A 13939-nucleotide genomic window follows, 5' to 3' on the forward strand; every position below is an offset into this window, starting at 1 on the left:
CTCAACAAACCGGAGGTGGATCATGCAGTCGCAAACGCTCGCGTTGTCCCGCGCCAGGACCCTGCAACAGGACGATCGGCTCGATTTCGCCCGCATCGGCGCCTTCAGCGCCGTCATCGCCATCCACGTGATCGCCGCCGGATTGCTGCTCGCGCCGACGCGCATTCCCGATCCCGGGCGCATCGAGCAACGCACGCCAATCATCATCGTTCTGCCCGCGACGCCCCCACCCCCGCTGGTTCCGGTCGACGTGACCCATCGTCCACCGCGGATGACGCCTGATCCCGTAACACGGCCGCCCACGGTGACTCCGCCGACCGGGACGAACACCGCGGTCGCGAGCAATGACGCGCCTCCGATTGCCGCCAGCACGGATTCGACATCCGGCACGGTGGTTGCAAGCGGTGGTGGCACGACCGAAGCCGTGGTCGAGCCGAAGACCGAGATTCCAACATTACGCGGATCGCAACTCGCCTATGCGAGCGCGCCCGCACCCGTCTATCCGCGCAATGCCCTTCGCGACAATATCGAAGGCACGGTGATCCTGGAGGTGACGGTGGACGAGAACGGCAAGCCGATCGATGTCGTGATCGCGACCAGCAGCGGCTCGCGCGAACTCGATCGCGCCGCGCGCGAACAGGTGTTGCGTGCATGGCGCTTCCAGCCAGCGATGCAGAACGGCCATGCCGTGCGCGCGATCGGCCGGGTGCCGGTGAACTTCACGCTCAATCGCTGAGGGGTGGCACGCGCTGGCTCGACGCATGGCCAGCGCGTGTTGTTTCATGCACGGTGGTACGGGTGATTCCCCAGGATCGACACCGCGCGATACAGCTGCTCCGCCACCAGCAATCGCACCAGCATGTGCGGCAACGTCAGCGGCCCCAGCGACCAGTGCTCGTCGGCGCGCGCGATGACGTCGGCAGCGTGCCCTTCCGGCCCGCCGATCAGGAAAACGAGATCGCGCCCCTGCCCGCGCCAGTGTTCCATGCGCTGTGCCAGCTGTTCCGAACTGTGGGCCTTGCCGCGCCCGTCGAGCGCGACCACCCACGTGCCGCGCGGAATCGCCCCCAGCACGCGGGCGCCTTCATCGCTCATCGCGCGCGCGGCATCGCGACCCTTGCCACGCACGCCGGGCTCGACCTCCACCAGTTCCAGTGGAAGTCCATGCAGCAATCGTTTCTGGTAATCGGCGAACCCCTGTGCAACCCACGCGGGCGCGTGTTCGCCGACGGCGATCAGTTTCGCCTTCAAGCAGACTCGGAGGGCGGCTCGTCACCGACCGTCCACAGTCGCTCCAGCGCGTAGAACTCGCGCACGCGCGGCAGCATCACGTGGGCGACCACGTCGCCGAGATCGACCAGCACCCACTCGGCTTCGCGCTCGCCTTCGACGCCCAGCGGCTGGCAGTCGAGCTTCTTCGCTTCGCGCACCACTTCGTCGGCGATCGACTTGACGTGGCGCGTCGACGTGCCCGAAGCGATCACCAGGTAATCGCAGACGCTGGTCTTGCCGCGGACATCGATCTCGACGATGTCGTTGGCCTTGAGGTTCTCGACCGCGGTGCGGACGTGCTTGAGCAAAACATCCACCGGTGGCGGCGGATTGGGGAGCTGGGTCTTGATGACGTGCGCTTGATTGTTGGCCAAAGTCGGGCTTCCGGGGACTCGGGCCAATTATAAATGTCCGGGCGGCGGGGTCGCAGCCGGCCCCATACAGGCGGGGTCATACAAGCAATTCCGGACGATATAGCCGGCGACCGCGGGCGGCACCCAGTCCTGCCAGGGCTCGCCTGCGGCGATGCGCCGGCGCAGCTCGGTGGCCGATTCCGGCGTGGCCGGCTGGCGCAGGCGGAAGGCCAGCCCGGCAGGCGCGCCGTGCAGGGCCTGGGCGGACGCGGTGAAACGCGGGCCGAACTCGGCTGCCAGTTCCGGCGACATCGCCGCATCCAGGTCGAAACCGGGCCGCTCGGCGATGACGAAATGCGCGAACTTCGGCAGCTCCCGCCATTCCTTCCAGGTCGGCAGGCCGAGGAAACTGTCGGCCCCGACCAGCAGCGCCAGCGGCGCGCGATCGCCGATCTCCCCACGCAATTCGCGCAGGGTATCGATGGTCCAGGATGGTGTGTCGCGATGCAGTTCACGCGCGTCGACATCGATGCTTTCGAGGCCGGCGACCGCCAGTTCGCACATCCGTGCGCGGTCGTCGGCGGCAGCGGATGTGGGTCCTTTGTGCGGCGGATCGCGTGCCGGCAACAGCGATACCTCGGCATGCAGCACATCGCGCGCATGCAGTGCCACCGCGAGATGGCCGTTGTGGATCGGATCGAAGGTGCCGCCGTAGAGGATGCGCAGCGTCACGTCAGGCGTGTACGGCGATCAGCTTGAACGCTCGCGGCTCGGCGACCGCCAGCAGCACGCGTTCCAGCAACTGCCAGGGATCGCCCGGTGCGCGCCCTTTCGACGCGCGATCGACCCGCCCGATTTCGGCGAGCAATGCGTCCCAGTGTCCCGCCGCATGGCGACCCAGCGCGCGCTTGTACACCGCCTGCTTGCTGTCCCAGACGCGCTGCGCCTTGAACTCCGCCATCAGGTTGCCGCCGCGCGCCTGCACCCGCGACAACGCGGCGAGGCGCTGCAGCTCCATCACCACCATGCCGAGCAATGCCGGGACCGCCAATCCTTCCGCACGCAACGTCGCGAGCATGCGCGCCACCTGCGCCGGCTGTCCGACCAGTGCGGCATCCACCAGGCGGAACACGTCGAAACGCGCAGCATCGGCGACCAGTGCGTCCATCCGTTCGACGCCCAGCACTTCGCCGGGATCGACCAGCAGCGCGAGCTTGTCGATTTCCTGCGCCGCCGCCAGCAGGTTGCCTTCGGTACGCCCGGCCAGGTGCTCCACTGCATCACGATCGGCCTGCACGCCGCGCATGCGCAGGCGGCGCTCGATCCATTCGCTCCATTCGTGCGGCTTCACCGGCCATGCGATCGCGATGTGGCCAATGCGGGCGATGGCTTCGCTCCACTTGCCGGCGTGCGCCTTGCTCCATTCGTTGGCGGTCACCAGCAGGATGGTATCGGCGGGCGGATCGGCACAGAACGTCGAAATCACTTCGGCGCCGTCCTTGCCCGGCTTGCCGGTGGGCAGTCGCAGGTCGATCAGCCGCAACCGGCTGAACAAGCCCATCGCCTGGAAGCTCGCGCTGACCTCGTCCCAGTCGAAGCTGCGGTCGTCGGCCTCGAAGACTTCACGCTCGGTGCAGCCCTCGGCGCGCGCTTTCGCCCGAACGGCATCGGCGGCTTCCAGGACCAGCAACGGCTCGGCACCGGCGATCAGATAGGCCGGGCGCAACGGTTCGCGTTCGAGCTGTGCCGCCAGTCGGTCGGGCTTGAGTTCCACTCGGTCCTGCCAGCGCGCCCGTTACTGGCCTTGGCGGTTGATCTTGCGCGAGACCGCGTCGATCCGGCGCATCACCGACGCCGCCATGTCGCGGCGCATTTCCTTCGCCAGCAACTCGTGTTCGCTGGCCTTGCCGACGGCGTCGGCCGCGGGCGCGACGTAATCGCGGGTGAGCTCGATCGCCTGCTGCGGCACCACGTCCTTGCCGTTGGCGCCGCGCAGGGCAAAGATCACCGCATAGCGCAGGCTGAACTCCTGGGCACGGCCGTACTGGTCGAGCGAGATCGGGATATCACCCCAGCGTTCGGAAATCACTTCCAGCGTCGCCACGCCAACCGATTCCTTGGGGTCGGCCGGGACCGCGCCCGCACGCGTCATCGATTCCGACAGCATTTCCGCCAGCGGACTGTAGGGATCCGCGCTGACAACGCGCACCGGGCCGAGGTCGGACGGCAACTGCACCGCATCGCGCAGATGGAATCCACAGCCGGACAGGGCCAGGGCAAGCACGGATACAACGAACACGGAAACAGCCGGTTTCTTCATGGGCTCGGGATCGCGATGCGGTCGGGAGGCGCCAGTGTAGCGCCGCGACCGGGAACGGGCTTTAAAGGCCGGCTCTCCGGTCAGCCTGCGACAATATTGACGATCTTCCCCGGCACCACGATCACCTTGCGCACCGTCTGCCCTTCGAGGAACTTCGCGGTGTTGGGCTCCGCCATCGCCGCGGCCTCGACCGCCTCGCGCGGGGCATCCACTGCCATCTCGATGGTGCCGCGCAGCTTGCCGTTGACCTGCACCGCCAGCGTCACGCTGGTGCGGACCAGTGCGCTCGGGTCGGCCTGCGGGAACGGCACGTCTTCCAGCACCGTTTCCGGATGGCCCAGCGCCTGCCACAGCGCGTGGCTGATGTGGGGCGTGACCGGGTTGAGCATCAGCACCAGCGCATCCAGCGCCTCGTGCCAGACCGCGCGACCCTGCGGGCTGTTGTCGTCGTAGCGCGAGATCGCGTTGAGCAACTCCATCAGCGCGGCGATCGCGGTGTTGAAGCTGTGGCGACGGCCGTAGTCGTCGCCGACCTTGGCGATGGTTTCGTGGACCTGGCGACGCAGCGTGCGCTGGGCATCGTTCAACTGCGCGGCATCGAGCTCGGGATGATCCGGCCCCTCGACGTGGCGATGCACTTCGCGCCAGACCCTGCGCAGGAAGCGGCTCATGCCTTCGACGCCGGCCTCGCTCCATTCCAGCGACTGCTCCAGCGGCGCCGCGAACATCGAGAACAGGCGCACGGTGTCGGCGCCGTACTGCTCGACCAGCACCTGCGGATCGACGCCGTTGTTCTTCGACTTCGACATCTTCTCGGTGCCGCCGATCTGCACCGGCTTGCCGTCCGACTTCAAGGTCGCGCCGACGATGCGCGCGCGCTCGTCGCGCTCGAGCTCGACATCGGCGGGATTGATCCACTCCTTCCGGCCATCCTCGCCTTCGCGATAGAAGGTCTCGGCGATCACCATGCCCTGCGTCAGCAGGCGCGTCGCCGGCTCGTCGCTGTGGACCATGCCGGTATCGCGCAGCAGCTTGTGGAAGAAGCGGAAATACATCAGGTGGAGGATGGCGTGCTCGATGCCGCCGATGTACTGATCGACCGGTAGCCAGTAATTGGCGCGATCGTCCACCATGTCCTTCGCGCCCGGCGAGGTGTAGCGCGCGTAGTACCAGCTCGACTCCATGAAGGTGTCGAAGGTGTCGGTCTCGCGCTCGGCCGCGCCACCGCACTGCGGGCATGTCGTCTTGCGCCACTCGGGATCGGCCTTGATCGGCGATCCGGTACCCATGAATTCGACGTCTTCCGGCAGCACCACCGGCAGCTGGTCTTCCGGCACCGGCAGCGCGCCGCACTTGGCGCAGTAGATCACCGGGATCGGGCAACCCCAATAACGCTGGCGCGACACACCCCAGTCGCGCAGGCGGAAATTCACCCGGCGCTGGCCGCGGCCATCGGCTTCGAATTCCTTGGCCAGCGCATCAAAGGCCTGGTCGTAGTCCATGCCGTTCAAGTCGCCGGAGTTGATCAGCCAGCCACGCTCGGTCGCCGCGCCGTCATCGTTGATCGAACGCAGGTAATCGGAAACGACCTGTACCGCAGCGTCGTTTTCATAAACGTCGAGCGCGGTCTGCACGCCGAGCGCCGCCTGCATCACGTCGGAATGCTTCTGTTCGTGTGCGGAGATTTCCTCCAGCGCGTCGCGCACCGCCAGCGGAACGATGACCGGCTTGATCGGCAGGCCGTAGGCCTTGGCGAACTCCCAGTCGCGTTCGTCATGCGCCGGCACCGCCATCACCGCGCCAGTGCCGTAGCCCATCAGCACGAAATTGGCGACGTAGACCGGCACGTCATCGCCGGTGATCGGATGGATCGCCCATTGGCCGGTGGCCATGCCGCGTTTTTCCTGCGTCTCCAGCTCGGCTTCGGACACGCCACCCTGCTTGAGGTCGGCGATGAAGGCGGCGAGTTCCGGATTGTTGGCGGCGGCCTTCTTCGCCAGCGGATGTTCGCCGGCGATGCTGATGAAGGTCACGCCCATCAAGGTGTCGGGGCGCGTGGTGAACACCGTCAACGGTTCGACTTCGCCATCGACGCGGAACTGGATTTCCAGGCCTTCGCTGCGGCCGATCCAGTTGCGCTGCATGGTCTTGACCGAATCCGGCCAGCCCGGCAGTTCGTCCAGGCCATCGAGCAACTGCTGCGCGTAATCGGTGATGCGCAGGAACCATTGCGGGATCTCGCGCTTCTCCACGATCGCGCCGGTACGCCAGCCGCGACCATCGATCACCTGCTCGTTGGCGAGCACGGTCTGGTCGACCGGATCCCAGTTCACCACCGCGTTCTTGCGATAGGCGATACCCTGCTTCATCAAGCGGGTGAACATGCGCTGTTCGTGCACGTAGTAATCGGGACGGCAGGTCGCGAACTCGCGCGACCAGTCGATCGCGTAGCCCATGCTCTTGAGCTGGGCGCGCATGTGCTCGATGTTGGCGTAGGTCCACTTCGCCGGCGCCGTCTTGTTCTTGATCGCGGCGTTTTCCGCCGGCAGGCCGAAGGCGTCCCAACCCATCGGCTGCAACACGTTGAAGCCGGTCATGCGCTTGTGGCGGCTGATGACGTCGCCGATGGTGTAGTTGCGGACATGGCCGACATGCAGCGCGCCCGACGGATACGGCAGCATCGACAGGCAGTAGTACTTCGGCTTGCTTTTGTCTTCCGTCACCTCGTAGGCATGCCGCGCCTCCCAATACCGCTGGGCGGCGGATTCGACCAGGATCGGGTCGTAATGGCTGGGTTCGGCGGGATGCTGTTGTTCGGTCACGACGGAAACATGCAGGAAATCGGTCTGCCAGACTACCGCAGTGCAGCACCGGCGTCATGCCAAAGCCCGATATGCCAACATCGAAGCACTCCCCGGGGACCACCGCCATGCATCGCCTGCCCGCTGCCCTCCTGCTGGTATTTGCCGCCACGCCGGCCATTTCCGCGGAGACCGCGACTGCGCCCACGCCCGTCGTCCTCCACTGCGGCCATCTGGTCGATACCGTCGCCGGTCGCCTGCTCGGCGAGACCACGGTCGTCACCGAGGGCAAGCGCATCCGCCAGGTCCAGGCCGGCCGCATCGACATCCCCGGCGCGCGCACCATCGAGCTCGGCGGCGCCACCTGCCTGCCCGGCCTGATCGACAGCCATACCCATCTCACCAGCGAGACCAGCCCGACCGGCTACACCGACCAGTTCCGCCTGAACCCCGCCGACTACGCCATCCGCTCAACCGTGTACGCCCGGCGTACGCTCGACGCCGGCTTCACCACCGTGCGCAACCTCGGCGATTCCGCCAACACCTCGATCGCGCTGCGCAACGCCATCAATGCCGGCATCGTGCCCGGCCCGCGCATCTTCACCGCGGGCGGCGCGATCGGCACCACCGGCGGCCACGCCGACGACACCGACGGCTATCGCGCCGACCTGCAAGGCGATCCCGGCCCCAAGGACGGCATCATCAACAATGTCGACGACGCCTACAAGGCGATTCGCCAGCATTACAAGGACGGCGTCGACGTCATCAAGATCATGCCCTCGGGCGGCGTGCTCGACGAGAGCAGCAGCGTCGACAACGCACAGATGACCATCGAGGAGATCAAGGCCATCGTCGCGGCCGCGCACGATTACGGCTTCACCGTCGCCGCGCACGCGCACGGCGCCGAGGCGATCCGGCGCGCGGTGATCGCCGGCGTCGACTCGATCGAACACGGCACCTTCATGGACGACGCCGACATGAAGCTGATGAAGGAACACGGCACCTGGTACGTCCCGACCATCGTCGCCGGCAAATACGTGCAGGAAATGGCCAACGTTCCTGGCTACTACCCGGCGCAGGTCGCGGCGAAGGCAAAACAAGTCGGACCGATCATCCAGGCCACCGCGGGCAAGGCCTACAAGGCTGGGGTGAAGATCGCCTTCGGCACCGACGCCGCGGTCTATCCCCACGGCCGCAACGCGCAGGAATTCGCCTACATGGTCGAAGCCGGCATGCCGCCGATGTTCGTGCTGCAGGCGGCGACCACGCACGCCGCGGAACTTCTGAAGAAGTCCAAGGATCTCGGCAGCGTCGAAGCCGGCAAGCTCGCCGACGTGATCGCGGTCGAAGGCAATCCGCTCGACGACATCAAGCGGATGCAGAAGGTCGGCTTCGTGATGAAGGATGGCGTGGTGTATCGCCTCAACGGCCAAACCCCGTCCCCGTGAACAACGACGGGAATGCCACCGGCAATCCTTTCGAAATCGCCTTCGAACTTCCACCCAGGGGCAGCCGGCGATCCTCGGAATCCGTCCACGCCCAATTGCGCGCTGCAATCCTCGACGGCCGATTGGTTCCGGGAACAAGACTCCCCGCCGAACGCCAGTCCGCGGCTTTCTTCGGCGTCTCCAGGAATACCATCGCCCGCGTCTATGCACGGCTGGCAGTGGAAGGACTGGTACTGCCGCGGCATGGATCCGGCACCTACGTCGCGACTAAGCAACAACGGCCACGGCGCGATCCCGCTTCCACGCGACTCACGACCGATCCGCGCCTGAACCCGTTGTGGTTGCAGCCGGAGCTGATCCAGGGACTCGGCTTCTGGCACGACAACCCGCATGCAGCATCGTCGCGGACAGCCCCATCGCTGGATTTCCGTCCTGCACTGGTCGATCCGCGATTGTTCCCGTTCGAGATATTTCGCCGCGTCAGCGTCAGGCAACTCCGGCGCATGGAACTCAAGCCACCCGTCTTCAAGAGTCCGCAGGGCAACCAGGGACATTTCCCGTTGCGGACCGCCATCGCGACGCACATCGGCGTCTCGCGCGCCGTGGTTTGCGAACCCGACGACGTACTCGTAACCGCAGGCGCCCAGCAGGCGTTCGACCTCCTCGCACGCACGCTGGTCAAACCGGGGATCACCACTGTCGCCATTGAAGATCCTGGCTATCCGCCCATGCGCGCGGCGTTTCTTGCGGCAGGCGCGAAAGTCGTTCCGGTACCGGTGGACGTGGAAGGACTGGTGGTCGATGCCCTGCCTGCTTCCGCGCACATCGTCTGCGTATGCCCCTCGCATCAATTCCCGTTCGGCGTATCGATGTCCGCGCAACGACGCGCAGCATTGCTCGCCTTCGCGCGAAAACACGGGGCCGTCATCATCGAGGACGACTATGACGGCGAATTCCGTTACGACGGCACTCCGTTGCAGGCATTGCGATCGACCGCGGCGGCGGACGACGTGTTCTACGTCGGCACCTTCTCGAAATGCATGCTGCCGGCGCTGCGGCTGGGATTCGTGGTAGCGCCGCGCTGGGCCATGCCGACGCTGGTCGCCGCGAAGAATTGCCTCGATTGGCATTGCCCGACCCTGACGCAAATGACGGTCGCGCGCTTCATCGCGGACGGACACCTGGCGCGTCACGTGCGCAAGCTCCGCAAGGTCTACAAGACGCGGCGGGACCTTGTCCGGGAAATGCTCCAGTCGTTGTTTCCAAGCGAACTCTCGCCGATGCCATCCCACTACGGAATGCACGTGGCGGCGTTCTCATCGGCGGGCAAGCATCTCGGGCGCGTCACCGCGCGCCTGGCGGAAACGAACGTGCAATTGCATTCGTTCGATCGCTATTTCCTCGACACGCCGACTTCCCAAGGCCTGGTGTTCGGTTATGGCGCCGTCGATCTCGACGGGATCGAGATGGGCCTGAAGGCATTGCGTCGCGCGCTCTGAATGCAGTCGCCTCCGATGGAGTGGCCCACTCCAGATTTCCCCGATTGGCCCAACTGGAAACCCGGGGAGTTTCCTACAGTCACGCCCTGAATCCGTAACAGGGAGAACGTCGTGATATCGAAATTGTTGTTGCGTGGAATCGTGTTCGTCGCTGCGCTTGCCTGTTTGCCACTTGCCGCTGCCACCGCACCCGTCAGGGATGGCGTCCACGATTTCGATTTTGCCCGCGGCGTCTGGCACACCCATGCCACCCAGGTGCTCGATCCGTTCGATGGCGGAACCCACACCGTGGTCATGGAAGGCACCAAGACGGCACGCCCGGTCTGGAACGGCCGCGCCTGGCTGGAGGAAATCGAAGCCGACGGCCCGAACGGGCATTGGGAGGGCGCAACCCTCTTCGTCTACAACGCCAAGGCCGGGCAATGGAGCCAGACTTACATCGACGGCGATTCTGGCGGGATCGAAGCACCGACCATCGGCAGCTTCAAGGATGGTCGTGGCGAGTTCTACGGCACGACGGTCCACGACGGACGGACCCTCCTGGTCCGCGGCGTCTGGTCCGACATCACGGCCAACGCCCATCGTTTCGAGATTTCCTATTCCCGCGACGGTGGCCGCACCTGGGCCACGGCGTTCAAGGCCGATCTGACGCGGCTGAAATGACTCGCGACTGTCGGGGACGAAACTGGCGCGGCAGAAAAACGAAAACCCCGGCTTCAGGCCGGGGTTTTCTTTCCAAATCAATTGCAACTTATTGATTTTGGTGGGCGGTACAGGGTTCGAACCTGTGACCCCTACCATGTCAAGGTAGTGCTCTACCGCTGAGCTAACCGCCCGCGTGGGTGCCACGCAAGGCCGACAAGTTTAACGGGCTGGCCGGATTTTCTCAACCACTGTTGCCCTATCCCGCCAATTCGGCGTCGCGCAGCCGGCGGATCTGGTCGCGCAGGCGCCCGGCCTCCTCGAATTCAAGGTCGCGGGCGTGCTGGTACATGCGTTGCTCCAGCTCGTTCACCCGCTTGTCGATCTGGGCTGCGGTCATCGTCGCGTAGTCCTCGCGCTCCTCGGCAACCCGGCGCTGCGAGACCTTGCCGCGCCCGCGGCGTCCCGGCGAATCGTCGCGTGCGCCGTCCATGACATCGAGCACCGCGGTGGTCACCGACTTCGGCGTGATCCCGTGCTCGAGGTTGTATTCGACCTGCTTCTGGCGGCGACGGTCGGTTTCGTCGATCGCCTTCTGCATCGAGTTGGTGATGCGGTCGGCATAGAGGATGGCCTTGCCGCGCAGGTTGCGCGCCGCGCGACCGATGGTCTGGATCAGCGAATTGGTCGAGCGCAGGAAGCCTTCCTTGTCGGCGTCGAGGATCGCCACCAGCGACACCTCGGGCATGTCGAGGCCTTCGCGCAGCAGGTTGATGCCGACCAGCACGTCGAACGCACCAAGGCGCAGGTCGCGGATGATCTCGACGCGTTCCACCGTCTCGATGTCGGAGTGCAGGTAGCGCACGCGCACGCCGTGTTCGCTCAGGTATTCGGTGAGGTTCTCGGCCATGCGCTTGGTCAGCGTCGTCACCAGCACGCGGTCGCCCATCGCCACGCGCAAGTTGATCTCCGACAGCAGATCGTCGACCTGCGTCGCCACCGGGCGGATTTCCACCTCGGGATCGATCAGTCCGGTCGGGCGCACCACCAGCTCGACCACGTTGTCGCCCGACTTCTCCTTTTCGTACGCTCCCGGCGTGGCGGACACGTAGACCGAACGCGGCGCGCGCTCCTCCCATTCCTCGAAACGCAGGGGGCGATTGTCGAGCGCCGACGGCAGGCGGAAGCCGAACTCCACCAGCGTTTCCTTGCGCGAACGATCGCCCTTGTACATCGCGCCGATCTGCGGAATCGTCACATGCGATTCGTCGACCACCAGCAGGGCATCGGGCGGCAGGTAATCGAACAGCGTCGGTGGCGGCTCGCCCGGCGCGCGTCCGGTGAGATGGCGGGAATAGTTCTCGATGCCGTTGCAGTAACCGACCTCGGCCATCATCTCGAGATCGAACTGCGTGCGCTGCTGCAGGCGTTGCGCCTCGACCAGGCGATTCTGCTCGTGCAGCAGCTTCAGGTGATCGGCCAATTCGATCTTGATGGTATCGACCGCGCGCAGGGTCGATTCGCGCGTGCTGGCGTAATGCGTCTTCGGATACACCGTGTAGCGCGGGATCTTGCGGCGGATCTCACCGGTCAACGGATCGAACAGCGACAGCGTCTCGATCTCGTCGTCGAACAGCTCGATGCGCAGGGCCTCGTCGTCGCTTTCCGCCGGATGCACGTCGATCACCTCGCCACGCACGCGATAGGTGCCGCGGCGCAGTTCGACGTCATTGCGGGTGTACTGCAACTCGGTGAGATGGCGGATCAGGTCGCGCTGGCCGATGCGCTCGCCGGTGGCGAGGATCAGGCGCAGCTTGAGGTAGTCCTCGGGATCGCCAAGACCATAGATCGCCGACACCGTCGCTACGACCAGCGCATCGCGCCGCGACAGCATTGCCTTGGTCGCCGACAGCCGCATCTGCTCGATGTGTTCGTTGAGCGAACTGTCCTTCTCGATATAGGTGTCGGAAGACGGCACGTAGGCTTCCGGCTGGTAGTAGTCGTAATAACTGACGAAATACTCGACCGCGTTGTGCGGGAAGAACGACTTGAACTCGCCGTACAACTGCGCCGCCAGCGTCTTGTTCGGCGCCATCACCAATGTCGGCCGCTGGATCTGCTGCACCACATTCGCGATGGTGTAGGTCTTGCCCGACCCGGTCACGCCGAGGAGCGTCTGCTGCGCCAGGCCGGCCTCGAACCCGGCGACCAGGCGTTCGATCGCCTGCGGCTGGTCGCCCGCGGGCTGGTAGGGGGAAACGAGCTGGAAACCGGCGTCTTCGGACATGGGCAGGAAATGGGGCCGCGGACGTGGGGGATCAACCAGTGTAGGGGACCGCGTCGCCCACACAGAGACGGGGCGAATCCTGACATGGCCACGGGTCAGGAACTGGCAGCAGTCGTGGCCCGTGCGATCGAGGCTATGTCCATGCCCACACGGACGGTGCACATGCGCGGATCGCAGAGCGGCTTCACCCTGATCGAACTGATGGCCGGCCTGGCGATCGTCACCATCATCGCCGGCATCGGTGGCCCCAGCCTCAACCGGCTGCTGCACAGGCATCGCGCCAGCGCCGCATTGAACGCCCTCACCGCCGATCTCGCCCTTGCCCGCATGGTCGCGATTTCCCGCGGCAAGGCGGTCACCGCCTGCCCCAGCCGCGACGCCACCAGCTGCATGGATGACGGCGACTGGACCGAAGGCTGGCTGGTCTTCGTGGACGGCAACGACGACCGCCACCTGGGTGCCGACGAACAGGTCCTCGGCACCCATCAGGCCCCGCGCAACGGGGATCTCTGGCTGCATTCCACCGATGGCCGAACCGCCCTGCGCTACCTGCCCTCCGGCTTCAGCTATGGCAGCAACGCCACCATCACCGCCTGCGTCGATGGTCAGGCCTATGGCGCCCTGGTGGTGAACAATGCCGGGCGCGTGCGGGTGGAACGGACTGCCGGGGCCGTACCTTGCCCATCGGTGCAGGGTTGACCCTCACAGGCAGCCGATTTATCCTAATTGGCTCACGCCCGAATAGCTCAGCCGGTTAGAGCACTTGACTGTTAATCAGGGGGTCGTTGGTTCGAGTCCAACTTCGGGCGCCAGATTGAAAACAAAACCCCGCCGATGGCGGGGTTTTGTTTTTGTGTCGCGTTTGTCAGATCAGAAGCATTGCGTTACCGGTTTGCTGCCATTGGAGACCGATTTCGTACCGTTCTGGTTGATACTGAGCGTACCGCAGGCATCGCTCGCCTGCGCGCCCTGCGGGGTCGCATTGAGCGTGTAGGTGGTAGTAGCAAAAGTATCCGGCGTTACCGTTCCGAAATCGTAATAGGGCGCCAGATCTGATTTGCATGCCGTGCTGGGAATGGCAACCGCTGCACCGCTCGAGTCCTTGTTATACCCCATGTTGGTCGTATAGAAGCGCTCCATGAATTGCGCTCGCTCCAGCAGGCATGCCGCTGCGGCCGACCGCCGTGTCTTCTTGATGTGCTCGATGTAACTGGGATACGCGATTCCCGCGAGGATCGCGATCACCGCGACCACGATCATCAGCTCGATCAGGGTGAAACCCGAGTTTTTCAGTTTTTGCCGATTCACGTTCGTGAT

13 protein-coding genes and 2 tRNA genes are annotated in these 13939 nt (G+C 65.2%); 6 read left to right on the top strand and 9 right to left on the bottom strand.

The genetic code is table 11. The features are described from left to right. Nucleotides 1–22: 22 nt before the first annotated feature. Entirely contained in the window at nucleotides 23–736 is a 714-nt protein-coding gene (locus tag ABE093_RS03140) for an energy transducer TonB (protein WP_430759387.1), read from the top strand. 44 nt (nucleotides 737–780) lie between these two features. On the opposite strand, the gene rlmH is transcribed toward ABE093_RS03140, so the two are convergent. The 6 genes from rlmH to leuS form a co-directional block, all read right to left on the bottom strand. Beyond that, entirely contained in the window at nucleotides 781–1251 is a 471-nt protein-coding gene (gene rlmH / locus ABE093_RS03145) for a 23S rRNA (pseudouridine(1915)-N(3))-methyltransferase RlmH (RefSeq protein WP_430759388.1), read from the bottom strand. Further along, the gene (gene rsfS, locus ABE093_RS03150) at nucleotides 1248–1646 is read right to left on the bottom strand and encodes a ribosome silencing factor (RefSeq protein WP_430759389.1); all 399 of its coding nucleotides are present in this window, start codon (nucleotides 1644–1646) and stop codon (nucleotides 1248–1250) included. Before rsfS ends, rlmH begins: the two co-directional genes overlap by 4 nt. 27 nt (nucleotides 1647–1673) lie before the next feature. Then, nucleotides 1674–2357, bottom strand: a complete 684-nt coding sequence (gene nadD / locus ABE093_RS03155) for a nicotinate-nucleotide adenylyltransferase (RefSeq protein WP_430759390.1) — start codon at nucleotides 2355–2357, stop codon at nucleotides 1674–1676. A gap of 1 nt (nucleotide 2358) precedes the next feature. Next, nucleotides 2359–3399, bottom strand: coding sequence for a DNA polymerase III subunit delta (holA, locus tag ABE093_RS03160; RefSeq protein ID WP_430759391.1), 1041 nt, complete (start codon nucleotides 3397–3399; stop codon nucleotides 2359–2361). A gap of 21 nt (nucleotides 3400–3420) precedes the next feature. Then, nucleotides 3421–3924: an LPS assembly lipoprotein LptE gene (gene lptE, locus ABE093_RS03165; protein ID WP_430759392.1), complete on the bottom strand. Its 504-nt coding sequence runs from the start codon at nucleotides 3922–3924 to the stop codon at nucleotides 3421–3423. A gap of 101 nt (nucleotides 3925–4025) precedes the next feature. Next, nucleotides 4026–6767: a leucine--tRNA ligase gene (leuS, locus tag ABE093_RS03170; protein WP_430759393.1), complete on the bottom strand. Its 2742-nt coding sequence runs from the start codon at nucleotides 6765–6767 to the stop codon at nucleotides 4026–4028. 107 nt (nucleotides 6768–6874) lie between these two features. Here leuS and ABE093_RS03175 point away from each other — a divergent pair, with 107 nt between their 5' ends. The 3 genes from ABE093_RS03175 (at nucleotide 6875) to ABE093_RS03185 (ending at nucleotide 10356) form a co-directional block, all read left to right on the top strand. Next, the gene (locus ABE093_RS03175; RefSeq protein ID WP_430759394.1) at nucleotides 6875–8194 is read left to right on the top strand and encodes an amidohydrolase family protein; all 1320 of its coding nucleotides are present in this window, start codon (nucleotides 6875–6877) and stop codon (nucleotides 8192–8194) included. After that, nucleotides 8191–9693, top strand: a complete 1503-nt coding sequence (locus ABE093_RS03180) for a PLP-dependent aminotransferase family protein (RefSeq protein WP_430759395.1) — start codon at nucleotides 8191–8193, stop codon at nucleotides 9691–9693. The genes ABE093_RS03175 and ABE093_RS03180 overlap by 4 nt, the downstream gene beginning before the upstream one ends. Nucleotides 9694–9804: 111 nt before the next feature. Next, nucleotides 9805–10356 (top strand): hypothetical protein, encoded by a 552-nt coding sequence (locus tag ABE093_RS03185; protein WP_430759396.1) that lies wholly within the window; start codon nucleotides 9805–9807, stop codon nucleotides 10354–10356. Nucleotides 10357–10454: 98 nt separating this feature from the next. Here the strand turns inward: ABE093_RS03185 and ABE093_RS03190 are convergent. Together ABE093_RS03190 and uvrB are read right to left on the bottom strand one after the other, a co-directional pair. Then, nucleotides 10455–10529, bottom strand: a tRNA-Val gene (locus ABE093_RS03190). A gap of 65 nt (nucleotides 10530–10594) precedes the next feature. Then, entirely contained in the window at nucleotides 10595–12622 is a 2028-nt protein-coding gene (uvrB, locus tag ABE093_RS03195) for an excinuclease ABC subunit UvrB (RefSeq protein WP_430759397.1), read from the bottom strand. 141 nt (nucleotides 12623–12763) lie between these two features. Here uvrB and ABE093_RS03200 point away from each other — a divergent pair, with 141 nt between their 5' ends. Further along, entirely contained in the window at nucleotides 12764–13321 is a 558-nt protein-coding gene (locus ABE093_RS03200; RefSeq protein WP_430759398.1) for a GspH/FimT family pseudopilin, read from the top strand. A gap of 36 nt (nucleotides 13322–13357) precedes the next feature. Then, nucleotides 13358–13434 (top strand) — tRNA-Asn (locus tag ABE093_RS03205). 58 nt (nucleotides 13435–13492) lie between these two features. Here ABE093_RS03205 and ABE093_RS03210 read toward each other — a convergent pair. After that, nucleotides 13493–13930 carry a type IV pilin protein gene (locus tag ABE093_RS03210; protein WP_430759399.1) on the bottom strand — a complete coding sequence of 146 codons (438 nt, stop codon included), beginning with the start codon at nucleotides 13928–13930 and terminating at the stop codon, nucleotides 13493–13495. Nucleotides 13931–13939: the final 9 nt, after the last annotated feature.

The sequence above is a fragment of the Solilutibacter silvestris genome (assembly GCF_050574925.1).
GTDB lineage: Bacteria > Pseudomonadota > Gammaproteobacteria > Xanthomonadales > Xanthomonadaceae > Solilutibacter > Solilutibacter silvestris_A.